We start from the raw sequence: 23,190 nt of genomic DNA on the forward strand, positions 1-23,190 counted from the left end.
TGCTGGGCATCGAGTCCTACGACACGCAGTGTGGCGCCAAACTGTTTCGTATCGGCCCCCTGCTGTGCACGTCGCTCTCGGAACCGTTTCGTTCGCGATGGATTTTCGACGTGGAGTTGCTCACGCGTGCGCAGTCACTGTTGCGTTTCGAGGGCGAGCACACCATCGAGCGGCTGGTGCATGAGCAACCGCTCGGAGTGTGGCAACATCGCGCCGGGTCCAAGGTGCGGGGCGGGGATTTCCTGCGGGCGCTGCAGGAGCTGTTGATCATTCGTGATGCACGGGCGACATGGCATCGCCCGTACACCACACTCAGCTCACGGTAAGTCCGTCCGCAGCGGCCATCACGGCACCGTACACCGTCGCGCCGGGCAGCAGGCGCACGATGGGGGCCGTGATCGTGGTGCGCTTGCCGGAGCTGCCAATCACGGCCGCTTCCACCACCACGGCCGTTTCGGAGATGACCGGCCCACTCACGCGCGCACCGCGTTCGATCGTCACGCGATCGCGCGCGGCGACCGAGCCCACCACCACCGCACCATTGCGCACGATGACTTCGCCATGCGCCTTGATGGAACCCGTGATGCGTGCGCCGTCGTTCACGATGATGGAGCCCGTGGCGATGAGCGAGCCGATGAGCACACTGCCGGCGGGAATGGACACACCATCTTCCACGCGCCAGTATGCCGGGCCCAGTTCGCGGGCCTTCTTCGGCACAAATCGTTCGTAGGCACCGGTCGGCAGCACGGGCGCTTCCGCCGTCTCCATATCCGTCACGCGAATGACATCCGACTCGAGACGCTCAAAAGCGACGTTGGTGCCAAGGACAATCTGACGATCGGCGGTGGCCCGTCCCCACAACTGCGAGTTGTCGGCCACTTCGAGACGGCCCTTGGCGTGCACCCAGCGCTGTACCACCGACTTGGCGCCAAGGTACACGTCACGCTGTCCGAGCAGTGCGCGATAGGTGACGCTCGCGCTGCCACGCACGGTGAGGCGTGCCAGGCATTCGCTGGCCAGTTCCGTACCCTCAGGCAGCGGTTCGCTGTCCATGAGCACGATGAACTCATCGAACGCGCGGCGCTGCACGGGGAGCGGCTGCCCCACCGAGTGTGTACGCACTGCCGTGCCATCGGAAAGACGCGGCGGTACCATGGTGCCGAGCAGCCCTTCACGCGTCGCACGCGCGGTAAACGATTCCGCGAAATACGTCAGGTTGCCGGCGTCGTTGCCCACGGCGTCGAGCGGCGCGGCATCGCGCGGCCGAAGCAATTCCATGAACGCCGGGATGAGCGGTATCGACATCCACACCAGGAGCCCCAGCAGGAGCAGCGCGAATGTCATCGTCGGGGACCCCATTACTTGCTCCTCGGCGGCTGCGCACGCCCTTCGCGATGACGTTCAGTCTTCTGCCACTGCACCGGCTGTCCACGCAGCCACGAAGCGCGCGACAGCGAGGCTCGTCCCACGGACACAGTGCTCACCAGGAATCCGAGAAACAGGAACGGCAGCATTCGGATGCGTTCACGTGAACCGTCCAGCCGGCTGGCCGCTGCTACCTGGAAGAACGCGGCGAAGTTGCCGACGGTGTTGAACGAGGAGATGGCAAGGATGGTGACGCGGCCCCACTGCGGTGGATAACCGGCGTAAAAGAGCGTGATGGTGCACAGCCAGCCAGCCAGCAGCACCAGGGGCACCATGAACACACCAAGCAGCAGCACGCCGTCCAGCACCTGCCAGAACGGGAGGTCGCTGCGATTGCGAATGAGTGCACCGATGTAGCGACGCAGTGCCTGGTTGTGGCCCTTCGCCCAGCGCTTGATTTGCCGGATGCGCGACTCCCAGGTCTCGGGCACTTCTTCGTAGCACTCCGAGCGATTCTGGTAGACCACGTCCCAGCCGGCGATCACAAGGCGCACCGTGAGGTCGGTGTCTTCGGCGAGGGAGTCGACGCGCCAGCCACCGACATTGTCGAGGGCGGCGCGACGCACACCACCGACCGTGCCGCCGTACTGCGGAACGAGGCGCAGGTTCATGCGCGCCTGCTGGTCGACCTGATAGCCACCGGCACGCTCGAGGTCGAGCAAGCGGGTGAGCAGCGAGACACCGACGTTGAGCGGCACCACGCGGCCCATAACCGCACCGACCTCGGGATCGAAGAACGGTGCGACCAGCTGCTTGAGCAGGCGCGTGCCGGGGATGTAATCCGCATCGAAGACGAGGAAGACTTCATCCGTGTGCAGGTCCATCGCATCGGCGAGTGCTGCGGCCTTGCCCGGGATGCCGCCGTCACGCAGGAACGGCACCACCCGACCCGGATAGTTCTCCGCGTACTCCACCAGAATGCTGCGCGTGTCGTCGGTGGAGCGGTCGTCGATGGGGACGATCTTGAGGCGGTCTTCCGGATAGTCGCACGTCAGCAGCGCGTCGAGCGAGTCGCGCACCACACGCGACTCGTTGTGCGCCGGTACGAACACGACGAGCGACGGCCAGTCGGCTTGCAGGATGTCCACGAACGGCTGGCGATGCCGTCCGAACAATCGGTTCAGCGTGAAGAAGTAGTGACGCAGGGTGTAGATGGCGAGGATCGTGATGCAGACCCACAGCCCGACATTGGCAATGCCCACCAGGGTACCGACGTTCACGACCGGCCTCCTGGGTTCATACCAAGGCGGCGCATCACGAAGTTGCCCAGCATGCCGCCGAAGCTGACCGCACGCACCATGCGTGAACCGATCGGCGTGATGGCACGGACAGACTGCGGCGTCGGCGTCGGACGCGGACGCGTGGTCGGGTAGCGCTCGGGACGCGTGGGCGGACGGCGATCAATGGCATCAAGCACGCCACCGGAGCGCCAGCTCATGCCCCACCCATACAGCGCCACGTAGACGAAAACGTCGAGCAGCACACCGAACACGAGGAACAGGATCGGCATGGCGAGGACCGAGGCGCGATGGATCACCCAGGCATGCACTGCGGCCTGCATTGGCAGCAGCAGGCTGAGATGCACCAGCAGCATCGTCGCCATCGTCAACTTCTGCCAGAGCAGGAAGTCGAAGATGTGGAACGTGAAGGCCACCAGGAACGGGGCCAGTACCAGAATGATCACACCACACACCAGCAGACCGGCGATGTAGTCGGACAGCGAGTAGGTGAACGGCGGAGACGCGAACGTGAACCACAGCTGTGCGGTCACCTGCAGGATGGCGAGCGCCCGCAGCAGGTAACCCACAGGCAGCAACCGTCCCTTGAGAAACAGACCGATGACGAAGATGATGCCGCTGAAGAGCCAGCCGGTGTTGATGTCCAGCGACTGCGGCCATTCGGCGGTGGCCGTGAAGTAGGGAATGGCCACACCGAACGGCCCCACTTCGAACACCTGCGTGGCCACGACGCCCGGCAGCCCGAGCGGTTCGCGAATCAGGTTGAAAAACTCACGCCACAGGCCCATCAGAGGATCCAGCAAGGCGAACATCGCCACCGCGAACATCAGTGGCAGCACGACCAAATCGATGAGCAACGACCACGACACCTCGAGCCCGATCATGGCCCGGTGCGGCGCAATGCGCCCACCCCGGAATCCACGATCCCGCAACTCACTGATGCGGCGAGTCGGACTACCTGTTACACGCGACACCGACGGCTACTCCATGGATGGAAAGGGGGGACGGGATCCGGAGACGAGGCTCACGGTCCCACCGAGAGGCGCTGCAGTGTCGCGTTGACTTGCTGGTGATCGAGGCGGCGCGGCTGACGGCGTTCCTGCGGATTGCGTAGCAGCGTGTCGATGACGTCGGCAATGCGCTCGCCAGCATGTCCATCGCCGAACGGGTTCTGTCCACTCGACCGCTGGTGATACAGGGCGGTGTCGTTGAGCAATGCCGACGTGCGGGAGAGGATGGTTTGCGTATCGGTGCCAACCAGCTCGCCGAATCCGGCGTGCACGACCTCGGGACGCTCCGTGGTATCGCGGAGGATGAGGATCGGCTTGCCGAATGACGGCACCTCTTCCTGGATCCCGCCCGAATCGGAGAGCACGAAATGCGAGCGTCGAATGAGCTCGAGCAGTTCCGGATAGGGGAGGGGATCGAGCAGGTGAATGCGCGGCGTCTTGCCGAGGCGCGCAAAGACCACGTCGCGCACACGCGGGTTGAGGTGCACCGGGAACGCGATCTCAACCCGTTCATGCTGCGTCACGATGGCTTCGAGCGCGTCGCAGATGGCTTCAAGATGTTCGCCAAGGGATTCCCGACGATGCACGGTGGTCAGGAGCACCCGACCATTCTTCCACGGAATCGCATTGAGTGCGGGCGTATCGAACTGCGCGCGTGGCGGCACCATCTGCAGGGCGTCCACCACGGTGTTGCCGGTGACGTAGATGTCGCCGTCCGGGATGCCTTCGGAGATCAGGTTGTTGCGCGCTTCATTGGTGGGCGCGAAGTGCACATTCGCCGTGCAGGTGGCGATGCGGCGATTGACCTCTTCCGGGAACGGGCTGGACAGGTCGAATGAACGGAGCCCCGCTTCGATGTGCCCGATGGGAATGCCCTGATAGAACCCGGCGAGGCAGGCGGCGGTGACCGTGGAGGTATCGCCCTGCACGAGCAGGAAGGCCGGCTTCTGCTCGAGGAAACACTCCGTGAGTGCCGCCATGGCGCGTGAGGTGAACACGCCGAGGTTCTGTCCGTTCTGCATCAGCCCGAGGTCGATGTCGGGGGTGATCCCGAAGACATCGAGCGCCTGCTTGAGCATCTCGCGGTGCTGCGTGGTGGCGACAACGAGCGGCGTGAGATACGGGTGATCGTGCACCGCTTTGACCACCGGAGCCATCTTGATGGCTTCGGGACGCGTGCCGATGACGATGCACACTTTGTGTTGCCCAGAGGCGACGGACATCAGCGATCAGGAACGGGGAGAGGCTCACCAGGCACCGGTCGGTGCCGCCCTTCACGCACGGGCTGTGCGTCACAGCGTGTGAGCGCTGACAACATCCATTGCCGTGGCAGTGTGCTGGCACCGTCACAGTTTTGGCGCACAGCAATATGCCATACCGGCGACGACGTGGTGAGGGTCAATTCCGTCTTGAAGGCCGGCGACTCCTCGATTGCGATGTCGCAAATAAAGAACGCCCCCCGCCGTGAGGCGGGGGGCGTTCTTCGGGGCTACTGTGTCGGTTGCCCGTGAGGCGGGTTGATCAGGCGCGGTTGCGGCGGCGGCGAGCCGTCCAGCCGAGAGCCATCAGGCCAGCACCCATGAGGGCGAGCGACGTGGGTTCCGGAACCGTGGTGGTGCCGGCGGCACCCACCGTGAAGCCGTGCCAGAACTCGTTGCTGCTCACGCCGAACGTGAGGGACTCGAAGGTGCCCTTGAACTGGATCACGCCGCTGAACTCGACGCCGGTAAGCGACAGGCCGTCCGGGCTGACCGAGTAGGAGCCATAGCCCCAGTACGGCTTGGTGCCGACACCGTCCGGATTGTAGGAGAGGACGTCGAAGGCATTCTGGAAATTATAGGTCACCGCACCGCCGTTCTGCGGGTTGCCCACGCTGATGAAGGCGATGTACGGGTCGATCACGGCCTGGCTGAACGTGATCGTGTTCATCTGGATGGGCACCCACGCCGACTGATCGTCCGACAGCTTCGCCATTTCGGTGAGCTGGATGAACGACTCATTGTCCGGACGCGGGCTGTAGGCCGATCCGCCCTGGGCGTTGAAGTAATCATACGCCGTGAGGTCACCCACACCGTAGGCGGGGTTGGTCAGCGGGTTCTTACAGGCGTCCGTGCCATCGGTGACGCCGTTGTACAGCCCCGAGTAGGTCACGGTGGTGGAACCCATCGTGCCCGTCACGTTGCCGGAGCAATTGGACGGCAGCGACCAAAAAGCCCACGTCTGCGCGGAAGCGGCAGCGGGAAACGCCAGAATCGCGGCAGTCAGGAGCGCGATGTGCTTCTTCATGTGAATCCTCATGGGCGACAAGATAGCGAAGCGGCTTCGGGAATGTGCAATGACCGCTCGTCCGACACACTCAGCGGTAACGCATCACGCGTACCAGCAGAGGGTGGCACGGCCAAACATGTCACTCGACATGGCACAGTCCGCCGCAGAAAATGTGATTCAAGTGGTTGCCTTGAAACGACATATATGCTCCAGCTCGCTGTGCCGAGTGTCACACTCCGGAGAGCGGGACGCAACTTGTTACCAATTGTCGAGTGTTGCAAGTGCAGCACGGGTGATACGAAGTGCTGCATATCTGTTGCAGCCGTACCGCAGCCGCTGCCTGAGTGTCCAATGCCATGCCTGCCGGCTGCCAGAACCAACGACCTCTACCTTATAACAAGACCGTCTGCGTAGAATCGGAGAGAAGGGCCACAAGGCGCACATTGCCTACTGCGCCGGGTTGACTTGCCCACCAGTCTCGGTCATTTTAGGTGACTGTCGAAAAATGCTGGCCAATCGGCTCGCGCCTTCGACTCCTGCTTTTCGTCGGCGATCTGCGGCCGACTCCTATGGGCCACGGCCAGTGCGGCGTGGGGTGTCCAGGTTGGTTCGCCATGCCAGGACGCGCTGTACCGGTGGTATCGCCGTGATGGTGAATGCCGCTCCCGAAACGCAACGCAGCCAATTCAACGTCGTACCTGGAGTCAGCAGTTCTTCGGGGTCGGCGCGCTTGGGTCCCCACTCGTGCAGCAGCGGCGAGCGTACCCGGCGACAGCGGATGGATACCGCTCCTGTGAAAGGCAGGGGGCAGGTCCAGCCGTTTTTTTGCTGGTCAGCCTTGCTGGATCAACCTTGTTCTCTCACTGCGCCGCCTCGGTGGCGCTGACCGAAGACTATGCCGCGTACGACCCCGCTCGAGCACTATCGCAATATCGGCATCATGGCGCACATCGATGCCGGCAAGACCACCACCACTGAGCGCATCCTCTATTACACGGGGAAGTCGCACAAGATTGGTGAAGTGCATGATGGCGCTGCCACCATGGACTGGATGGAGCAGGAACAGGAGCGCGGCATCACGATCACGTCGGCCGCGACGACCTGCTTCTGGATGCGCCATGGCCAGTCGCATGAGAAGGGCACGGGTGCGGAATACCGCATCAACATCATCGACACCCCGGGACACGTCGACTTCACGGTCGAAGTGGAGCGTTCGCTCCGCGTGCTCGACGGCGCCGTGACGCTGCTCGACTCGGTGGCCGGCGTTGAGCCGCAGACGGAAACGGTGTGGCGTCAGGCCGACCGCTACCGCGTGCCGCGCATGATCTTCTCCAACAAGATGGACCGTGTCGGCGCGAACTTCGATCGCTGCCTCGCCATGATCCGCGACCGCCTGAGCAAGCGCGCGTTCCCGCTGCAGCTGCCGGTGGGCTCGGGTGAGACGTTCACGGGCCACATCGACGTGCTCGAGCGCAAGCAGTACATCTTCCACGACGAGACGATGGGCAAGACGTTCTCCGTCGTCGATGTGCCGGAAGAGTTCAAGGATGCCTGCGAAATCGCGCGCCACGAAGCCATCGAAGCCGCCGTCGAACACGACGAAGCGCTGATGGAGAAGTATCTGGCGGGTGAAGAACTGACGATGGAAGAAATCCGCCGTGCGATCCGTCAGGCGACGATCGCCATGGAATTCATCCCGGTGTTCTGCGGCGCCTCGTTCAAGAACAAGGGTGTGCAGGCGCTGCTCGACGCCGTGATCGACTACCTCCCGGCGCCGATCGACGTGCCCGCCATCAAGGGGCACCTGCCGCACCACGACGAGACGTTCATCGAAGCGCCGATCAAGGACGATGCGCCGTTTGCCGCGCTGGCGTTCAAGATCGCGACCGACCCGTTCGTCGGTAAGCTGACGTTCTTCCGCGTCTACTCGGGCGTGATGGCGTCGGGCTCGTACGTGTACAACAGCACGAAGGACAAGCGCGAGCGTGTCGGTCGTCTGCTGCAGATGCACGCCAACAAGCGTGAAGAAATCGAAGAGGTGCGCGCGGGTGACATCGCGGCCGCCATCGGTCTCAAGGACACGCGCACGGGCGATACGCTCTGCACCGAGGACAATCCGATCATCCTCGAAGCGATGAAGTTCCCGAACCCCGTCATCGACGTCGCCATCGAGCCGAAGACGAAGGCCGACCAGGACAAGCTGGCCATCGCGCTGCAGAAGCTGGCGGAAGAAGATCCGACGTTCCGCGTCCGCTCGGACGCCGAGACGGGTCAGACGATCATCGCCGGCATGGGCGAGCTGCACCTCGAGATCATCGTCGATCGCATGATGCGCGAGTTCAAGGTCGACGCGAACGTGGGTCGCCCGCAGGTGGCCTATCGTGAGACGATCAAGAAGCGCGTCGAGAAGGTCGAGGGCAAGTTCGTCCGTCAGTCAGGCGGTAAGGGTCAGTACGGCCACGTCGTCATCAACATGGAGCCCAGCGAGCAGGGTCAGGGCTACGTGTTCGAAGACAAGGTCGTGGGCGGTGTGATTCCGCGTGAGTACATCGGACCGGTGGAGCAGGGCATCAAGGAAGCGCTCGAGACGGGCGTCCTGGCCGGCTACCCGGTGGTGGACATCAAGGTGCAGCTGGTGTACGGCTCGTACCACGACGTCGACTCCTCGGAAATGGCATTCAAGATTGCCGGCTCCATGGCATTCAAGGAGGCGGCGAAGATCGCCAGCCCCTGCCTGCTCGAGCCGGTGATGAAGGTCGAGGTCGTGAGCCCCGAAGCCTACATGGGCGATGTCCTCGGCGATCTCTCTTCGCGGCGCGGCAAGATCGGCGGCATGACGCAGCGTGGCGAGGCGCAGGTGATCTCGGCGACCGTGCCGCTCGCTGAGATGTTCGGTTACTCGACCAAGCTCCGCAGCATGTCGCAGGGTCGGGCGGTCTACTCGATGGAGTTCTCGCACTACGAAGAAGTGCCGAAGTCGAAGGCCGAAGAGATCATCAGCAAGGTGAAGGCGTAAGCCTCACCCACTCATTCACTACCCAACACAGATTCCGAACCATGGGCAAGGCAAAGTTCGAGCGGAACAAGCCGCACGTGAACGTGGGAACCATCGGCCACGTCGATCACGGCAAGACCACGACGACGGCTGCTCTCACGAAGATCTCGGCGGACAAGGGCTACGGCACCAAGTACGTCGCGTACGATGAAGTCGCGAAGGCGTCCGAATCGCAGGGTCGTCGTGACAGCACGAAGATCCTCACGATCGCCACGTCGCACGTCGAGTACGAGACGGAGAAGCGCCACTACGCGCACGTCGACTGCCCGGGCCACGCTGACTACGTGAAGAACATGATCACGGGTGCCGCGCAGATGGACGGCGCGATCCTCGTGGTGTCCGCGGTCGACGGCCCGATGCCGCAGACGCGTGAGCACATCCTCCTGGCCCGTCAGGTGAACGTGCCCTCGGTGGTCGTGTTCCTCAACAAGTGCGACCTCGTCGAAGACGAAGAGCTCCTCGACCTGGTGGAGCTCGAAGTCCGTGAGCTGCTCTCGAAGTACAACTACCCGGGTGACGACGCACCGGTCGTGCGTGGCTCGGCGATCAACGCGATCAACGGCGACCCGAAGTGGGTGGCCGAGTTCATGAAGCTGTACGACGCGCTCGACAACTACATCCCGGAGCCGGTTCGCGAAGTCGACAAGCCGTTCCTCCTCCCGGTCGAAGACGTGTTCTCGATCACGGGTCGTGGTACGGTGGCGACGGGTCGTATCGAGCGCGGCATCGTGAAGGTCGGCGAAGAAGTGCAGCTCGTCGGCTACAACGCCGAGAAGAAGACGATCGTCACGGGCGTCGAAATGTTCCGCAAGCTGCTGGACGAAGGTCAGGCCGGTGACAACGTCGGTCTCCTCCTCCGTGGCGTGGACAAGAAGGACATCGAGCGCGGCATGTGCTTGGCCAAGCCGAACTCGATCAAGCCGCACTCGAAGTTCCACTCGGAAGTGTACGTCCTCACGAAGGAAGAAGGCGGCCGTCACACGCCGTTCTTCAAGGGCTACCGTCCGCAGTTCTACTTCCGCACGACGGACGTGACGGGCACGATCGAGCTCCCCGAGGGGATGGAGATGGTTATGCCGGGCGACAACGTGCAGATGACGATCGAACTGATCATCCCGATCGCCATGGAAGAGTCGCTGCGCTTCGCCATCCGCGAAGGTGGCCGTACGGTCGGCGCCGGCGTCGTCACCAAGATCCTCGCCTAATCACGGAGCGGGTCGCACGCGGTTCCTCCGGGGATCGCGTGCGACCGGTTCACAGACAGAACCCAGATGGCTGGCCGCATTCGCATTCGCCTCAAGGCATTCGATCACGCCGTGATCGACCAGGCGTCGGCGGACATTGTCCGCACCGCCGAGAAGACCGGCGCGTCGGTTTCGGGTCCGATCCCGCTCCCGACCAAGACGCAGCGTTGGACGGTCCTCCGTTCGCCGCACGTCGACAAGAAGTCGCGTGAGCAGTTCGAACTGAAGACGCACAAGCGCGTGATCGACATCCTCGATTCCCGTGCTGGCACGGTGGACGCGCTCACCAAGCTGGATCTGCCGGCTGGTGTGGACGTCGAAATCAAGGTCGAATAGCAGTATCGCAGGACACGCAGGGAGTTCACGCCGCAGAGCATCGCGGCGAGTACCGGTGGGGCTGCACAGGGCGGTCCCATCCACAGTCCAACGGTGACGCGAGAGCGTCCCGCGACTCGTACGGAGTGAGTCATTTCATGATCGGTATCATCGGCAGGAAGCTGGGGATGACCCAGCTGTTCAACGAGCAGGGGCAGCAGGTGCCCTGCACCGTGGTGGAGGCCACGCCCAATCCCGTGACCAAGGTGTCGACGGTGGATCAGGCGGGTTTTGCCTCGGTGGAGCTCGGTTTTGGGGCGCAGCGCGTGGCGCGTCCCAACAAGAAGGGCGAGCGCACTCCCAAGGGACATCGCGCGAGCAAGGCGGAAGTCGGGCATGCGAAGAAGGCGGGGCTGGACGCGCCGCCGTCGGTGCTCAAGAGCTTCCGTCTTGATGACGCCCCGGGCAAGAACCCCGAAATTCCGACGTACAACACCGGCGACACGATCACGGTGGAGATCTTCACGCCCGGCGAGCGCGTGAAGGTGACGGGTACGTCGAAGGGTCGTGGCTTTCAGGGTGTCGTGAAGCGCCATGGTTTCCATGGCGGTCCGAACACCCACGGCAACACCAAGCATCGTAAGCCCGGCTCCATCGGCGCCGGCACCGATCCGTCGCGCGTGATCAAGGGCAAGAAGATGCCCGGCCAGTACGGCAACACGCAGCACACGGCGCTCAATATCCGCATCGAGAAGGTGGACACCGAGCGGAACCTCATTTATCTGCGCGGCAGCGTGGCGGGGCCGACCAACGGCATCGTCTTCGTGCGGAAGCAGGGCTGATCATGACGACGGAAACCAAGACCTTTGAAGCGCCGCTCTATTCGGCGCAGGGCAAGCAGGGCGGCACGCGCCAGCTTCCCGAAGGCACGTTCGACGGCATCGTCAACGTGCCGGTCATGCACCAGGCGGTGAAGGCGTTCCTCGCCAACCGTCGTCAGGGCACGGCCAAGACGAAGACCCGCGGCGAAGTCACGGGCGGCAACCAGAAGCCGTGGAAGCAGAAGGGCACGGGTCGCGCTCGTCAGGGCTCGACGCGCGCGCCGAACTGGCCGGGCGGTGGTACGGTGTTCGGCCCGCAGCCGCGCAGCTACACGCAGATCGTGCCGAAGCAGGTTCGTGCCCTGGCGCGCAAGAGCGCGCTGAATGCACGGGCCCGCGAAAACGCGGTGGTCGTGGTCGAAGCGCTGAACTTCAGCGCTCCCAAGACCAAGGCGATGACCGAGCTGTTCACGAAGCTCGGTGTGGTCGGGAAGAAGGTGCTGGTGCTGACGGACGGCGTGAAGCCGAACGTGTACCTGAGCGCCCGCAACCTCGGTCAGGCGCACGTGATGCCCTACAGCGACGCGAACACCTACCACATCCTCTGGTCCGATGTTGTGGTGATCGAGTCGTCGGCACTCACCCAGACTCCGGCGGAGGGCTAAGCGATGGCCACCCTGCATCGCACCATCGTGCGCCCGATCATCACGGAGCGCACCTCGGCCGCCTATCAGGATCGCGGCGAGTACACGTTCGAAGTGGCGCCCGACGCCACCAAGCTGAACATCAAGGAGGCCGTCGAGCGCCTCTTCGGTGTCAAGGTCACCGGTGTCTGGACGTCGATCGCGCGTGGTAAGGCGCGTCGCGTCGGCCAGTCGATCGGCCGCCGTCCACATACCAAGAAGGCGATTGTGAAGCTGCGTGACGGCGACACCATCGCGATCTTCGAGGGCTGAGTCGCATGGGTATCCGTCAGTTCAAGCCGGTCAGCAAGGCCTCGCGCTTCCGCTCGGTGTCCGATTTCGCCGAGATCACGCGCTCGACGCCTGAGAAGTCTCTCGTGGAGCCGCTCAAGAAGTCGGGCGGCCGCGACAATCATGGTCACATCTCGATGCGTCGCATCGGCGGTGGTCACAAGCGCCGCTATCGCGTCATCGATTTCAAGCGCGACAAGCATGGTGTGACCGCCACGGTGGCGCACATCGAGTACGATCCGAACCGTTCGGCGCGCATTGCGCTGCTCGAGTACGCGGATGGTGAGAAGCGCTACATCCTGCATCCGAAGGGTGTGAAGCAGGGTGACACGGTGGTGTCGGGCCCGGGCAGCGATGTGCGCACGGGCAACGCGATGCCGCTCAAGGAAGTGCCGCTGGGCACGTCGGTTCACAACATCGAGCTGAAGATCGGCAAGGGCGGCCAGATGGCGCGCTCGGCCGGTACCTTCGCCCAGGTCGTGGCGAAGGAAGGCGAGTACGTGACGCTCCGACTGGCCTCCACGGAAATGCGCCTGGTGCACGGCAACTGCATGGCGACGATCGGAGAAGTGGGCAACTCCGAGCATGAGCTGCAGTCGCACGGCAAGGCGGGCAAGAGCCGCTGGCTCGGCAAGCGCCCGAAGGTGCGTGGTGAAGTGATGAACCCGGTCGATCACCCGCATGGTGGTCGTACACGCGGTGGTCGCAACGTGGTGAGCCCGTGGGGCAAGAAGGAAGGCGTCAAGACGCGCAACAAGAAGAAGGCGTCGCAGCGTCTCATCGTGCGCGGCCGCAAGCGCGGCCGGGCGACGCAGTAACCGCCAGGCGAGACGAGAACCGATATGTCGAGAAGCATCAAGAAGGGTCCGTTCGTCGCTGAGCGCCTGGAGGCCAAGGTGGTTGCGATGAACGCCAAGAGCGAAAAGAAGGTCGTGAAGACCTGGTCGCGGGCGAGCACCATTCTCCCCGAGTTCGTGGGCCACACGTTCGCGGTGCACAACGGGAACAAGTTCATCCCGGTGTACGTGACGGAAAACATGGTGGGTCACAAGCTGGGCGAATTCTCGCCGACGCGCCTGTTCCGCGGTCACGCGGGGCAGAAGGCCGACACGAAGAAGAAGGGAGGCAAGTAAGCCATGGCGAAGTCGACCAAGGCGGGCATTGAGGCGCGCGCGATTCAGCGCACCACGCGTCAGTCGCCCTACAAGATGCGGTTGGTCATCGACCAGATCCGCGGTCAGCGCGTCAACGATGCGCTGGCACTCCTCAAGTTTTCGAAGAAGCACGCGGCTGAGCAGATCGGAAAGACGCTCAACAGCGCAGTGGCAAACGCGGAACAGGCGGCCCGTGCCGCCAACCTGTCGCTGGACGTGGACACGTTGGTGATCACGAAGGCCATCGTGAACGAAGGACCGAAGCTGAAGCGCTGGACGCCGGCGGCCATGGGCCGTGCGACGCCGATGCTGAAGCGGACGAGCCACGTGGAGATCGTCGTGACGGAGGCGGTGCGCTAATGGGACAGAAGACGAATCCGATCGGGTTCCGCCTCGGTGTCACGAAGAACTGGCGGTCGACCTGGTACGCGAAGAAGGAGATGCCGGCGCTTCTGAAGGAAGACGCGCTGCTGCGGAAGTACCTCAAGGCCCGCCTCGACAACGCGGCGATCGCCGACGTGACGATCGAGCGCAAGCCGGGCAAGGTCGTGGTGACGATTCACACCGGCCGTCCGGGCGTGGTGATCGGCAAGAAGGGCGCGGAAGTCGACAAGCTGCGTGACGAGCTGGCTCAGCTCACGGGCAAGGAAGTCGGCATCAACGTCGAAGAAATCAAGCGTCCGGAAGTCGAGGCCCAGCTCGTGGCCGACAACATCGCGGCGCAGCTCTCGCAGCGTATCTCGTTCCGTCGCGCCATGAAGCGCGCGGTGCAGAGCGCGATGCGTATGGGCGCGATGGGCATCAAGGTGAAGGCTGGCGGCCGTCTCGGCGGCGCCGAGATCGCGCGCGTGGAAGGGTACATGGAGGGCCGGGTGCCCCTTCACACGCTGCGCGCCGACATCGACTACGCGACGAGCACGGCGAAGACCACGTACGGCACCATTGGTGTCAAGGTGTGGATCTTCAAGGGTGAGATCGTGGAAGATCGTCGCGGCAAGACCTACTCGACCGGCAACTGAGGAACTGAGAGATGCTGAGTCCGAAGCGGGTCAAGTTCCGCAAGATGTTCAAGGGCCGGACGACCGGCCTGGCGCACCGTGGGTCCGACGTGTCGTTCGGCACGTATGGCCTGCAGGCGCTCGAGCCGGGCTGGGTGACGAGCCGGCAGATCGAAGCGTGCCGCGTTGCGATGACGCGTCACATCAAGCGTGGCGGCAAGGTGTGGATCCGGATTTTCCCGGACAAGCCGATCACGAAGAAGCCGGCGGAAACCCGCATGGGTAAGGGTAAGGGTTCGCCGGAGTTGTGGGTGGCAGTGGTGAAGCCGGGCCGAGTGATGTTTGAGATCGAAGGCGTGTCGAAGGAGCTGGCCGAGACGGCCATGTCCCTCGCCGCCGCGAAGCTCGGCGTGAAGACCAAGTTCGTGGCGCGCGAGGAGGCGGTGACCAATGAAGGCTGAAGAAATCCGCGGACTCGCTGACGACGAACTCGTCACCCGCATCTCGGAACTGGAAGAAGAGCGTTTCCGACTCCGGTTCCGCAGCGGCACCGAAGCGCTGGAAGAGCCGCTGCGGTTGCGCAGCATCCGCAGGGACATTGCGCGCCTCAAGACGGTGCAGCGTGAGCGTCAGCTCGCTGCTCGTGGCCGCTAACCGGAATCCGATCGATGGCTGAACTGAACAACGCGAGCGCCGCGCAGAACGGCGCCTCCGAACGGACCGCACGCAAGGTGCGTGTGGGTCTGGTCGTGAGCGACAAGATGGACAAGACGGTGGTCGTGAAGATCGACCGCCGCATGCCGCACCCCCAGTACGGCAAGATGGTGACGCGGACCAGCAAGCTGAAAGCACACGACGAGGAGAACTCGGCGAAGCTCGGCGACACGGTGCGCATCATGGAGACCCGGCCCTTGTCGAAGGACAAGCGGTGGCGCGTGGTCGAGATCGTCGAACGCGCACGCTGAGGTAACGGACCATGATTCAGCAGGAATCCGTCGTGAAGGTCGCGGACAACAGCGGTGCCAAGCGCGCCCTGGTGATCCGTGTGCTCGGCGGCACGCGCCGCCGTTACGCTGGCCTGGGCGACCGGGTCATCGTGGCGGTCAAGGACGCGCTGCCGAACGGCACCGTGAAGAAGTCCGACGTGGCCAAGGCGGTAGTGGTGCGCACGGTGAAGGAGACGCGCCGCAAGGATGGCAGCTACATCCGCTTCGATGAAAACGCCGTCGTGATCATCAACGACAACGGCGAACCGAAGGCGACGCGTATCTTCGGCCCCGTGGCGCGCGAGCTCCGCGAGAAGCGCTACATGAAGATCGTCTCGCTGGCACCCGAGGTGCTCTGAGATGCGAAAGAACGTGTACTACAAGACGGATCGCGGCCAGCGTCTCGGCGCGGCGCGTCACGCCCTGAAGGCGTCGCGCGAAGTGATCCACGTAACGAAGGGTGATACCGTCCGCGTGATGCGTGGCGACGACAAGGGGAAGGAAGGCAAGGTCCTTCAGGTGTACCCCAAGACGGGCCGCATCAAGGTGGAAGGCATCAACATCGTGAAGAAGCACCGCAAGGCGCGCAATGCGGAAGAACAGAGCGGCATCATCGAGATGGCCGCCCCCTTCCACGCGTCGAACGTGATGCTGCTCGATTCGAAGACCGGCAAGCCGACGCGCACCAAGGTGCGCACGGACAAGGACGGTACGAAAGAGCGCGTCGGCGTGAAGAGCGGTGAAGTCATTCCCCGCACGCGCTGACCGGAGCTAGCACGATGGCGACCAAGGAAAAGGGCGCCGCCAAGGGCGGCGCGAAGGGTGGTGCAAAGGCGGGCGCGAAGGCTGGCGCCGCCAAGGGTGGTGCAGGCCAGAAGGGTGGCGGCAAGGGTGGCAAGCAGGCGGGCCAGCCGCGTCAGGCCATCGACTTCACGAAGCGCTCGCATGCCGGTGCGGAACTGCCGGCAGCGACGCCGCGTCTGAAGACGCACTACGAGCAGACGGTGCGTGCCGCGCTGGCGAAGCAGTTCGGGTTCGGTAACCCGCACGAGATTCCGTCGCTGACGAAGATCGTGATCAACTGTGGTGTCGGTGAGGCCGTGAAGCAGCCGAAGCTGCTCGACGTGGTGGTCGAGGAGCTGGCGCTGATCTCGGGCCAGAAGCCGGTGCGCCGCAAGGCGAAGAAGTCCGTCGCGAACTTCGGCCTCCGTGAGGGCCAGGAAATCGGCGCTTCGGTGACGATGCGTGGCGCACGGATGTGGGAGTTCCTCGATCGTTTCGTGACGGTGGCGTGCCCGCGTATCCGCGATTTCCGCGGCCTCGGCACGAAGTCGTTCGACGGCCGTGGCAACTACACGCTCGGCATCAAGGAGCAGATGATCTTCCCCGAGATCAACTACGACATGGTCGAGCAGATTCACGGCATGGACATCACGTTCGTGACGACGGCGTCCAAGGATGCGCACGCGTTCGCGCTGCTGCATCAGCTGGGCATGCCGTTCCGTGGCGACGACAAGCCGGTGACGCCCAAGGTGGCGCAGCCGAGCGCGGCCTGACCGGACACCGAGACTCAGAACCATGGCAAAGACGAGCAAGTTGGCCCGGAACGCGCAGCGCACGGAACTGGTGCAGCGCTACGCCCAGAAGCGCGCTGCGCTGAAGGCCACGATCAGCAATCCGAAGAGCACGCCGGAAGAGGTGCAGGCCGCGGTGAACGCGCTGCACAAGATGCCGCGTGATTCGTCGAAGACCCGCATCCGCAACCGGTGCAACATCAGCGGCCGTCCGCGTGCGTATCTTCGTCACTTCGGCTTGAGCCGTATCGCCCTGCGCGACATGGCCCTCAATGGCTTGATTCCGGGCGTCCGGAAGGCGAGCTGGTAACCATTCACTTCCTACAGGTCCGCCCGGTGCGGATACCATAGGAGAAAACCGAGAGCATGAGCCTCAACGACCCCATCGCCGATATGCTGACGCGTCTTCGCAACGCGTGTGCTTCCAAGCACCGCCGCGTGGACATGCCGCTGTCGAAGATCAAGATCGAGATCGCGCGTATCCTGAAGGAGAACTCCTTCATCCAGGACTACCGCACGGTCGAACTGGAAGACGGCAAGTCCGTCCTGCGCGTGATCCTCAAGTACGCGCACGGCGGCCAGTCGGTCATCCGTGAAGCGCGTCGCATTTCCACGCCCGGCCTGCGCAAGTATGTCGGCGTGACCGAGATCCCGCGTGTGCGCAACGGCCTCGGCATGGCCATCCTCAGCACGTCGAAGGGGATCATGTCGGATCGTGATGCGCGCTCCGCCAACACGGGCGGCGAATTGCTCGCCCTCGTCTGGTAAGGAGACCGCACTCATGTCACGTATTGGTAAGCGCCCGATCCCGGTTCCGGCCGGGGTGACTGTGGCGATCGACGGCAGCGCGCTGACGGTGAAGGGGCCCAAGGGAGAGCTTTCCCGTGTGCTGCCCGCCGACATGGTGGTGTCGCAGGAAGGTGCGGAGCTGCTGGTGAAGCGCCCGTCGGACGAGGAGCGCCACAAGGCGCTGCACGGCCTGACGCGCACGCTGGTCGCGAACATGGTGGAAGGTGTGACGACGGGCTTCAAGCGCGTGCTGGAAATCACGGGCGTCGGCTACAAGGCCGAGATCAAGCCCTACGGCGCGCTGCTGTCGCTGGGCTTCTCGCACCAGATCGAGTACAAGACGCCGGAAGGCGTGAAGATCAGCGCGCCGAACCCGACCACGGTCGTGATCGAAGGCGCGAGCAAGGAACATGTCGGTCAGGTCGCCGCGGAGATTCGCAGTCTGCGCAAGCCCGAGCCGTACAAGGGCAAGGGCGTCAAGTACCAGGGCGAAGTCATCCGTCGCAAGGCCGGCAAGGCCGGGGGCAAGTAATGGCCAAGATCGCGATTCCGCGCACGAACGCGGAGCGGCGCAAGCGCCGCCATCTGCGCGTGCGAAAGGCGGTGTCGGGGACGCCAGAGCGTCCGCGTCTCGTCGTGTTCCGTTCGCTGAAGCACATCTACGCCCAGGTCGTGGACGACGTGGCGCAGCGCACGCTGCTCACGGTTGGCGACGAGGGATTGAGCGGCACGAAGTCGGAGCGCGCGCTCGCTGTCGGCAAGGCCGCAGCGGAGAAGGCGAAGGCGGCCGGCATCTCGAAGGTTGTCTTCGACCGCGCTGGTTACCAGTACCATGGCCGTGTGAAGGCCGTTGCCGAAGGCGCCCGAGAGGGCGGCCTGGAGTTCTGATCATGGCAGAAGCACAGAATCAGGGTGGCGCGCGTGCGCCGGGTGGTGCGGGACGCGGTGGCCCGGGTGGCGGCCGTGGACGTGGTGGCCCTGGCGGCGGCCGTGGCCGTGGCCCCGGCGGACCGGGCGGTGGCCCGGGCGGCGGTCGTGGTCGTGGCCCCGGCGGTGAAGGCGGCGGCCCGGGCGGCGGTCGTGATGGCCGTGGCCGTGGTCCGGACCGTGGTGGCCAGCAGGAGCGCGAACAGAGCGATCTGGTCGAGAACGTGATTGCGATCAATCGCGTCGCGAAGGTCGTGAAGGGTGGCCGTCGGTTCTCGTTCAACGCCCTTGTGGCGGTGGGCGACGGACAGGGCAAGGTCGGCTTCGCCACCGGCAAGGCGAACGAAGTCTCGGAAGCGGTCCGCAAGGCCGTGGACGCGGCCCGTCGCAGCATGGTGAACGTGCCGCTGACCGGCTCGACGATCCCGCACGAGGTGGTGGGCAAGCATGGCGCCGGCAAGGTGCTCATGAAGCCGGCCGCGCCTGGTGCTGGTGTGATCGCCGGTGGTGCCGTGCGTGCCGTGCTCGAGTGCGCCGGCATCCATGACATCCTCACGAAGTCGCTGGGTTCGACGAACCCGCACAACATGGTTCGTGCGGCGATCGACGGCCTGACGCACCTGATCACCGTCGAACAGGCGGCGAAGGAGCGTGGGCTCGAAGTCTCGCAGATCGGGTACAAGTCCCGTGCGAAGTCGCGCACGGAAGCCCATGATGTCCGTAAGGCAGCCGTCGTTGGCGGCGCCACGGCAGCAGCCGCTCCGGCGGCAGAGGTGGTGGCCTAATGCCGCGGACATTTGTGTGGCATCCGTCGAAGGGTCCCGCGAAGACGCCCAAGCTTCAGGCGCCGACGGACGGGAAGGTGAAGATCACGCAGGTGCGCAGCTCGATCGGCCATTCGTGGCGGATGCGGGCGACGCTTGCGGCGCTCGGCCTGCGTAATCACCAGGCCAGCGTCGTGCAGCAGGATTCCGCCTCGCTGCGCGGTCAGCTCAAGAAGGTGCGTCACCTGGTTCAGGTGACGCCCGTGGAGGAGTAAGCTCGTGGCGAAGAATTCAGGCGCAGAAGGCGTCGAGAAGATCGGCCTGCACAACCTGGCGCCGGCGCCCGGCTCGCACCGTTCGCGCCGTCGTCTCGGCCGTGGTCCCGGCTCGGGACTCGGCAAGACGTCCGGTAAGGGTCACAAGGGTTCCATGGCCCGCTCGGGTCATGGTGGCCCCGGTGGTGGTAAGCCGCACTTCGAAGGCGGTCAGATGCCGATCACGCGTCGTATCCCGAAGCGTGGTTTCACCAACCCGTTCCGTGTCGAAGCGCAGGTTGTACGTCTCGACGCCCTCACGGTTGTGAGCGGCGACGAAGTGACGGTGGAGACGCTGGTCGCGGCTGGGCTGATTCGTGCGGGCCAGGGTCCGGCGAAGCTGCTCGCGAACGGTGAAGTGTCCCGCGCGTTCACGGTGCGCGGCGTGAAGGTCAGCGCTGCGGCCAAGACGAAGATCGAAGCGGCCGGTGGCCGCATCGACGGCTGACGGAGACCACTCGGCGCATGGCGGAGCAAAACAACGCGGCGGCTCAGGCCGTCACCAACATTTACCGGACGCCCGAGCTCTGGGCGAAGATCACCTTCACGTTCCTGTGCATGGTGATCTATCGAATGGGCTCGCACATCACGGCGCCCGGGATCGATGTCCAGGCGCTGACAGACTACTTCACCCGCCAGCAGGGCGGTGGCCTCCTCGGCCTCTACGACATGTTCGTGGGTGGTGGTCTTTCCCGCGCCACCGTGTTTGCGCTCGGTATCATGCCCTACATCTCGGCGAGCATTTTCGTCCAGATCGCCGGTGCGGTGCTGCCGAACGTCGACAAGATGCAAAAGGATGAAGAGGGTCGAAAGAAGCTGACCCAGTACACGCGCTACCTCACGGTGGTGCTGGCGCTGGTGCAGGCCTACGGATTCGCGCTGTTCACGGCTTCGCTGCCGGCGGCGGTGTCGCGTCCGGGCCCGTGGTTCACGATCCAGATGATGCTCTTCCTCACCACGGGCGCGATTTTCGTCATGTGGCTGGGTGAGCAGATCACCGAGCGCGGCCTGGGCAACGGCGCGTCGCTGATCATCTTCTTCTCGATCGTCGAGCGCATGTGGCCGTCGATCTTCCAGACGTTCAACTTCGTGACGACGGGCGCGATCGCGCCGCTGTCGCTCGTGGTGCTGGGCCTGGTGATGGTGGCGGTGGTGGCCGGTGTCGTGGCGATCACGGTCGCGGCTCGCCGGGTGCTCATTCAGATCCCGCAGCGCACGATGGCTCGTGGCCGTCAGCGTGAAGCGGCGCGCAACTTCATCCCGCTGCGTATCAACACAGCGGGCGTGATGCCGATCATCTTCGCCCAGTCGGTGATCGTCATCCCGGGTGCGCTCGCTCAGTTCAGCGGCAATCCGAAGCTGCAGGAGATCGCAGAGTACTTCAATCCACAGGGTCCGAACCCGTGGCTGTACTTCGTGCTCTCGGCAGTGCTGATCATGCTGTTCACGTACTTCTACACGTCCATCATCTTCAACCCGGTCGACCTGGCCGAGAACCTGAAGAAGCAGGGCGGCTTTGTGCCGGGCATCAAACCGGGCGCCAAGACGGCGGAGTACATCGAGCAGGTGGTGGAACGCATCACGCTTCCGGGCGCGATGTTCCTGACGTTCATCGCACTGATGCCGATCGTGATCGCTCGCATCGTCAACGTACCGTTCGCGTTCGGTGGCACCTCGCTGCTGATCGTGGTGGGCGTGGCGCTCGACACGATGGCGCAGATGCAGCAGCACCTGTTGCTGCGCAAGTACGACGGCTTCATGAAGAAGGGTCGCGTCCGTTTCCGCGGGCGTCAGGCGACCCAGGGCTTCTGAGGGTTCTGATTTGATCATCGTCCTGCTTGGACCGCCGGGCGCGGGCAAGGGGACTCAAGGCGAGCGGCTTGCCGCTCGCCTTGACGTTCCCAAGATCGCGACCGGCGATGTGCTTCGTGCCGCAGTGAAGGAAGGCACCCCTTTGGGGCTCGAAGCGAAGGCCGCAATGGATCGCGGTGACCTGGTTCCCGATGCCGTCATCATGGGCATCATGAAGGAAGCCCTCGCGGCGCCCAGCGCGGCCAAGGGCGCCATCCTCGACGGAGTGGTTCGCACCACGCCGCAGGCCGATGGACTCCAGCAGATGCTGGCCGCTCTCGGTCGCCCCCTCGATGCCGTGTTGCTTTTCGAGGTGGATGAGGATGAACTCGTGCGACGCCTCAGCGGCCGCACCACGTGCGAAGCCTGCCAGCGCCCGTTCTTTGGACGCCAGCCTGGCGAAACCTGCACGGAAGGTGGTGTCACCGGCACGCTCGTTCGCCGCAAGGACGACGAGCCCGAGGCCATCCGCAAGCGCATGCAGGTCTACCGTGAGCAGACGTCGCCGGTCATCGACTGGTACAAGGCCAACGGTGCGAATCTCGTGCAGGTGGATGCGATCGGCACGCTCGAGGAAGTCGAAGGGCGCGTTCTGTCCGCGCTGCGGATTTCCTGATGGTGCTCGGTAGTTCGGCGCCCGCCACGTTGCTCAAGTCGCCGCGTGAAATCGAGATCATGGCGCGTGGCGGGGTGATCCTGCACGCCACGCTCATGCACCTCAAGGATCAGGTGCGGGCCGGCATCTCCACGCTCGAACTCGACCAGATGTGCGAGGCGTTCATTCGCTCGCACGCCGGGGCCGAACCGGCCTTCAAGGGTCTGTACGGCTTCCCGGGCAGCGCCTGCATCTCGATCAACGAAGAGATCGTGCATGGGATCCCTTCGCGTAAGCGCATTCTCCGTGACGGCGACATCGTCACGCTGGATGTGGGCGTGAAGCTCGATGGCATGTACACTGACTCGGCGATCACCGTGCCGGTGGGCGAGATCGACGAAGAGACGCAGCGTCTGCTCGACGTCACCCGCGCATCGCTCGATGCCGGCATCGCGGCCGCTGTCGCGGACAATCATGTCGGCGATATTGGTGCCGCCGTGCAGGCCGTCGTCGAAGCAGCCGGCTTTGGTGTGGTGCGGGAACTGGTTGGCCACGGTGTGGGATTCTCGCCGCACGAAGAGCTGCAGATCCCGAACTACGGCAAGCCCAAGCGCGGCAAGAAGCTGGCGGTGGGTCTTACAATCGCCATCGAACCGATGGTGAATGTGGGTACGGCGAAGACCCGCACACTGAGCGACAAGTGGACGGTCGTGACGGCAGACGGCAAGCGCTCCGCGCACTTCGAGCACACCGTGGCCATCACCGAAAACGGTCCGCGTATCATCACGCTGCCGTAGTCCGACATCCGGTTCGTACCGCGAAACGCCCGCTCACCAGCGGGCGTTTTCACGTTCAGGACTTGGGTGTCGCGCTGGTGGATTGGCCCGG

General features: G+C 64.1%; 31 protein-coding genes and 1 pseudogene. 27 read left to right on the forward strand and 5 right to left on the reverse strand.

Features of this window, described 5'->3' with window-relative positions:
- Window positions 1-326, forward strand: a pseudogene (locus tag VGE27_RS02115) (glycosyltransferase family 2 protein); the annotation flags it as partial.
- Here VGE27_RS02115 and VGE27_RS02120 read toward each other — a convergent pair.
- From VGE27_RS02120 to VGE27_RS02140, 5 genes are all read right to left on the reverse strand, one after another.
- A complete protein-coding gene (locus tag VGE27_RS02120; protein ID WP_331047979.1) occupies window positions 313-1,359 on the reverse strand; it encodes a polymer-forming cytoskeletal protein in 1,047 nt (348 codons plus the stop codon). The pseudogene VGE27_RS02115 and the gene VGE27_RS02120 sit on opposite strands and share 14 nt — an antisense overlap.
- Complete coding sequence (locus VGE27_RS02125) at window positions 1,359-2,645, reverse strand: glycosyltransferase family 2 protein (RefSeq protein WP_331047980.1); 1,287 nt, start codon at window positions 2,643-2,645, stop codon at window positions 1,359-1,361. The genes VGE27_RS02120 and VGE27_RS02125 overlap by 1 nt, the downstream gene beginning before the upstream one ends.
- Entirely contained in the window at window positions 2,642-3,637 is a 996-nt protein-coding gene (locus VGE27_RS02130; RefSeq protein WP_331047981.1) for a hypothetical protein, read from the reverse strand. Before VGE27_RS02130 ends, VGE27_RS02125 begins: the two co-directional genes overlap by 4 nt.
- A gap of 50 nt (window positions 3,638-3,687) precedes the next feature.
- Window positions 3,688-4,896 carry a non-hydrolyzing UDP-N-acetylglucosamine 2-epimerase gene (wecB, locus tag VGE27_RS02135; RefSeq protein WP_331047982.1) on the reverse strand — a complete coding sequence of 403 codons (1,209 nt, stop codon included), beginning with the start codon at window positions 4,894-4,896 and terminating at the stop codon, window positions 3,688-3,690.
- Window positions 4,897-5,194: 298 nt separating this feature from the next.
- Window positions 5,195-5,959 carry a PEP-CTERM sorting domain-containing protein gene (locus VGE27_RS02140; RefSeq protein ID WP_331047983.1) on the reverse strand — a complete coding sequence of 255 codons (765 nt, stop codon included), beginning with the start codon at window positions 5,957-5,959 and terminating at the stop codon, window positions 5,195-5,197.
- Between the two features lie 877 nt (window positions 5,960-6,836).
- Between VGE27_RS02140 and fusA the strand changes: the two genes are divergently transcribed.
- The 26 genes from fusA (at window position 6,837) to map (ending at window position 23,099) form a co-directional block, all read left to right on the forward strand.
- Window positions 6,837-8,957: an elongation factor G gene (fusA, locus tag VGE27_RS02145; RefSeq protein ID WP_331047984.1), complete on the forward strand. Its 2,121-nt coding sequence runs from the start codon at window positions 6,837-6,839 to the stop codon at window positions 8,955-8,957.
- Window positions 8,958-8,998: 41 nt separating this feature from the next.
- A complete protein-coding gene (gene tuf, locus VGE27_RS02150) occupies window positions 8,999-10,201 on the forward strand; it encodes an elongation factor Tu (protein WP_331047985.1) in 1,203 nt (400 codons plus the stop codon).
- A 66-nt stretch (window positions 10,202-10,267) separates the two neighbouring features.
- The gene (rpsJ, locus tag VGE27_RS02155) at window positions 10,268-10,576 is read left to right on the forward strand and encodes a 30S ribosomal protein S10 (RefSeq protein ID WP_012682361.1); all 309 of its coding nucleotides are present in this window, start codon (window positions 10,268-10,270) and stop codon (window positions 10,574-10,576) included.
- A gap of 137 nt (window positions 10,577-10,713) precedes the next feature.
- Window positions 10,714-11,397, forward strand: coding sequence for a 50S ribosomal protein L3 (gene rplC / locus VGE27_RS02160; protein ID WP_331047986.1), 684 nt, complete (start codon window positions 10,714-10,716; stop codon window positions 11,395-11,397).
- Between the two features lie 2 nt (window positions 11,398-11,399).
- Window positions 11,400-12,041, forward strand: coding sequence for a 50S ribosomal protein L4 (gene rplD, locus VGE27_RS02165; protein ID WP_331047987.1), 642 nt, complete (start codon window positions 11,400-11,402; stop codon window positions 12,039-12,041).
- Between the two features lie 3 nt (window positions 12,042-12,044).
- Window positions 12,045-12,332 carry a 50S ribosomal protein L23 gene (locus VGE27_RS02170; RefSeq protein WP_331047988.1) on the forward strand — a complete coding sequence of 96 codons (288 nt, stop codon included), beginning with the start codon at window positions 12,045-12,047 and terminating at the stop codon, window positions 12,330-12,332.
- A 5-nt stretch (window positions 12,333-12,337) separates the two neighbouring features.
- Window positions 12,338-13,168 carry a 50S ribosomal protein L2 gene (rplB, locus tag VGE27_RS02175; RefSeq protein WP_331047989.1) on the forward strand — a complete coding sequence of 277 codons (831 nt, stop codon included), beginning with the start codon at window positions 12,338-12,340 and terminating at the stop codon, window positions 13,166-13,168.
- Between the two features lie 24 nt (window positions 13,169-13,192).
- Window positions 13,193-13,483 (forward strand): 30S ribosomal protein S19, encoded by a 291-nt coding sequence (rpsS, locus tag VGE27_RS02180; RefSeq protein WP_331047990.1) that lies wholly within the window; start codon window positions 13,193-13,195, stop codon window positions 13,481-13,483.
- Between the two features lie 3 nt (window positions 13,484-13,486).
- Window positions 13,487-13,864 carry a 50S ribosomal protein L22 gene (gene rplV, locus VGE27_RS02185; protein WP_345787967.1) on the forward strand — a complete coding sequence of 126 codons (378 nt, stop codon included), beginning with the start codon at window positions 13,487-13,489 and terminating at the stop codon, window positions 13,862-13,864.
- On the forward strand, window positions 13,864-14,523 hold the full coding sequence (gene rpsC, locus VGE27_RS02190; RefSeq protein ID WP_331047991.1) for a 30S ribosomal protein S3: 660 nt from the start codon (window positions 13,864-13,866) through the stop codon (window positions 14,521-14,523). Before rplV ends, rpsC begins: the two co-directional genes overlap by 1 nt.
- Before the next feature lie 11 nt (window positions 14,524-14,534).
- On the forward strand, window positions 14,535-14,963 hold the full coding sequence (gene rplP / locus VGE27_RS02195) for a 50S ribosomal protein L16 (RefSeq protein WP_331047992.1): 429 nt from the start codon (window positions 14,535-14,537) through the stop codon (window positions 14,961-14,963).
- Window positions 14,953-15,156: a 50S ribosomal protein L29 gene (rpmC, locus tag VGE27_RS02200; protein ID WP_331047993.1), complete on the forward strand. Its 204-nt coding sequence runs from the start codon at window positions 14,953-14,955 to the stop codon at window positions 15,154-15,156. The genes rplP and rpmC overlap by 11 nt, the downstream gene beginning before the upstream one ends.
- A gap of 14 nt (window positions 15,157-15,170) precedes the next feature.
- Complete coding sequence (rpsQ, locus tag VGE27_RS02205) at window positions 15,171-15,467, forward strand: 30S ribosomal protein S17 (RefSeq protein ID WP_331047994.1); 297 nt, start codon at window positions 15,171-15,173, stop codon at window positions 15,465-15,467.
- A gap of 11 nt (window positions 15,468-15,478) precedes the next feature.
- A complete protein-coding gene (gene rplN, locus VGE27_RS02210; protein WP_012682372.1) occupies window positions 15,479-15,847 on the forward strand; it encodes a 50S ribosomal protein L14 in 369 nt (122 codons plus the stop codon).
- 85 nt (window positions 15,848-15,932) lie between these two features.
- Complete coding sequence (gene rplX, locus VGE27_RS02215; RefSeq protein ID WP_331048003.1) at window positions 15,933-16,253, forward strand: 50S ribosomal protein L24; 321 nt, start codon at window positions 15,933-15,935, stop codon at window positions 16,251-16,253.
- Window positions 16,254-16,447: 194 nt separating this feature from the next.
- Window positions 16,448-17,044 (forward strand): 50S ribosomal protein L5, encoded by a 597-nt coding sequence (rplE, locus tag VGE27_RS02220; protein WP_345787969.1) that lies wholly within the window; start codon window positions 16,448-16,450, stop codon window positions 17,042-17,044.
- A gap of 22 nt (window positions 17,045-17,066) precedes the next feature.
- Window positions 17,067-17,372 carry a 30S ribosomal protein S14 gene (gene rpsN / locus VGE27_RS02225; RefSeq protein WP_331047995.1) on the forward strand — a complete coding sequence of 102 codons (306 nt, stop codon included), beginning with the start codon at window positions 17,067-17,069 and terminating at the stop codon, window positions 17,370-17,372.
- 56 nt (window positions 17,373-17,428) lie between these two features.
- Window positions 17,429-17,830 (forward strand): 30S ribosomal protein S8, encoded by a 402-nt coding sequence (gene rpsH / locus VGE27_RS02230; protein WP_331047996.1) that lies wholly within the window; start codon window positions 17,429-17,431, stop codon window positions 17,828-17,830.
- A 13-nt stretch (window positions 17,831-17,843) separates the two neighbouring features.
- The gene (gene rplF, locus VGE27_RS02235; protein ID WP_331047997.1) at window positions 17,844-18,383 is read left to right on the forward strand and encodes a 50S ribosomal protein L6; all 540 of its coding nucleotides are present in this window, start codon (window positions 17,844-17,846) and stop codon (window positions 18,381-18,383) included.
- Window positions 18,383-18,739 carry a 50S ribosomal protein L18 gene (gene rplR / locus VGE27_RS02240; protein ID WP_331047998.1) on the forward strand — a complete coding sequence of 119 codons (357 nt, stop codon included), beginning with the start codon at window positions 18,383-18,385 and terminating at the stop codon, window positions 18,737-18,739. Before rplF ends, rplR begins: the two co-directional genes overlap by 1 nt.
- Window positions 18,740-18,741: 2 nt before the next feature.
- Window positions 18,742-19,563 (forward strand): 30S ribosomal protein S5, encoded by an 822-nt coding sequence (gene rpsE, locus VGE27_RS19460; RefSeq protein ID WP_345787968.1) that lies wholly within the window; start codon window positions 18,742-18,744, stop codon window positions 19,561-19,563.
- 77 nt (window positions 19,564-19,640) lie between these two features.
- Entirely contained in the window at window positions 19,641-19,817 is a 177-nt protein-coding gene (rpmD, locus tag VGE27_RS02250; RefSeq protein WP_345787970.1) for a 50S ribosomal protein L30, read from the forward strand.
- A gap of 40 nt (window positions 19,818-19,857) precedes the next feature.
- On the forward strand, window positions 19,858-20,304 hold the full coding sequence (rplO, locus tag VGE27_RS02255) for a 50S ribosomal protein L15 (protein ID WP_331048005.1): 447 nt from the start codon (window positions 19,858-19,860) through the stop codon (window positions 20,302-20,304).
- 17 nt (window positions 20,305-20,321) lie between these two features.
- Window positions 20,322-21,668: a preprotein translocase subunit SecY gene (gene secY / locus VGE27_RS02260; protein ID WP_331048000.1), complete on the forward strand. Its 1,347-nt coding sequence runs from the start codon at window positions 20,322-20,324 to the stop codon at window positions 21,666-21,668.
- Window positions 21,669-21,678: 10 nt separating this feature from the next.
- The gene (locus VGE27_RS02265; protein ID WP_331048001.1) at window positions 21,679-22,323 is read left to right on the forward strand and encodes an adenylate kinase; all 645 of its coding nucleotides are present in this window, start codon (window positions 21,679-21,681) and stop codon (window positions 22,321-22,323) included.
- Window positions 22,323-23,099 carry a type I methionyl aminopeptidase gene (map, locus tag VGE27_RS02270; protein WP_331048002.1) on the forward strand — a complete coding sequence of 259 codons (777 nt, stop codon included), beginning with the start codon at window positions 22,323-22,325 and terminating at the stop codon, window positions 23,097-23,099. The genes VGE27_RS02265 and map overlap by 1 nt, the downstream gene beginning before the upstream one ends.
- Window positions 23,100-23,190: the final 91 nt, after the last annotated feature.

The organism is Gemmatimonas sp., assembly GCF_036405635.1.
Lineage (GTDB): Bacteria > Gemmatimonadota > Gemmatimonadetes > Gemmatimonadales > Gemmatimonadaceae > Gemmatimonas.

Coding starts and splice junctions, on each gene's coding strand:
- rpsJ (WP_012682361.1), top strand. CDS start 10,268: ATGGCTGGCCGCATTCGCATTCGCCTCAAGGCATTCGATCACGCCGTG.
- rplN (WP_012682372.1), top strand. CDS start 15,479: ATGATTCAGCAGGAATCCGTCGTGAAGGTCGCGGACAACAGCGGTGCC.
- rpsC (WP_331047991.1), top strand. CDS start 13,864: ATGGGACAGAAGACGAATCCGATCGGGTTCCGCCTCGGTGTCACGAAG.
- rpsE (WP_345787968.1), top strand. CDS start 18,742: ATGGCAGAAGCACAGAATCAGGGTGGCGCGCGTGCGCCGGGTGGTGCG.
- rpsN (WP_331047995.1), top strand. CDS start 17,067: ATGGCAAAGACGAGCAAGTTGGCCCGGAACGCGCAGCGCACGGAACTG.
- rplP (WP_331047992.1), top strand. CDS start 14,535: ATGCTGAGTCCGAAGCGGGTCAAGTTCCGCAAGATGTTCAAGGGCCGG.
- rplR (WP_331047998.1), top strand. CDS start 18,383: ATGGCCAAGATCGCGATTCCGCGCACGAACGCGGAGCGGCGCAAGCGC.
- rpsQ (WP_331047994.1), top strand. CDS start 15,171: ATGGCTGAACTGAACAACGCGAGCGCCGCGCAGAACGGCGCCTCCGAA.
- rplV (WP_345787967.1), top strand. CDS start 13,487: ATGGCGAAGTCGACCAAGGCGGGCATTGAGGCGCGCGCGATTCAGCGC.
- VGE27_RS02120 (WP_331047979.1), bottom strand. CDS start 1,359: ATGGGGTCCCCGACGATGACATTCGCGCTGCTCCTGCTGGGGCTCCTG.
- secY (WP_331048000.1), top strand. CDS start 20,322: ATGGCGGAGCAAAACAACGCGGCGGCTCAGGCCGTCACCAACATTTAC.
- rpsS (WP_331047990.1), top strand. CDS start 13,193: ATGTCGAGAAGCATCAAGAAGGGTCCGTTCGTCGCTGAGCGCCTGGAG.
- wecB (WP_331047982.1), bottom strand. CDS start 4,896: ATGTCCGTCGCCTCTGGGCAACACAAAGTGTGCATCGTCATCGGCACG.
- rplB (WP_331047989.1), top strand. CDS start 12,338: ATGGGTATCCGTCAGTTCAAGCCGGTCAGCAAGGCCTCGCGCTTCCGC.
- rpsH (WP_331047996.1), top strand. CDS start 17,429: ATGAGCCTCAACGACCCCATCGCCGATATGCTGACGCGTCTTCGCAAC.
- rplF (WP_331047997.1), top strand. CDS start 17,844: ATGTCACGTATTGGTAAGCGCCCGATCCCGGTTCCGGCCGGGGTGACT.
- rplC (WP_331047986.1), top strand. CDS start 10,714: ATGATCGGTATCATCGGCAGGAAGCTGGGGATGACCCAGCTGTTCAAC.
- VGE27_RS02170 (WP_331047988.1), top strand. CDS start 12,045: ATGGCCACCCTGCATCGCACCATCGTGCGCCCGATCATCACGGAGCGC.
- fusA (WP_331047984.1), top strand. CDS start 6,837: ATGCCGCGTACGACCCCGCTCGAGCACTATCGCAATATCGGCATCATG.
- rplD (WP_331047987.1), top strand. CDS start 11,400: ATGACGACGGAAACCAAGACCTTTGAAGCGCCGCTCTATTCGGCGCAG.
- rpmC (WP_331047993.1), top strand. CDS start 14,953: ATGAAGGCTGAAGAAATCCGCGGACTCGCTGACGACGAACTCGTCACC.
- tuf (WP_331047985.1), top strand. CDS start 8,999: ATGGGCAAGGCAAAGTTCGAGCGGAACAAGCCGCACGTGAACGTGGGA.
- map (WP_331048002.1), top strand. CDS start 22,323: ATGGTGCTCGGTAGTTCGGCGCCCGCCACGTTGCTCAAGTCGCCGCGT.
- VGE27_RS02140 (WP_331047983.1), bottom strand. CDS start 5,959: ATGAAGAAGCACATCGCGCTCCTGACTGCCGCGATTCTGGCGTTTCCC.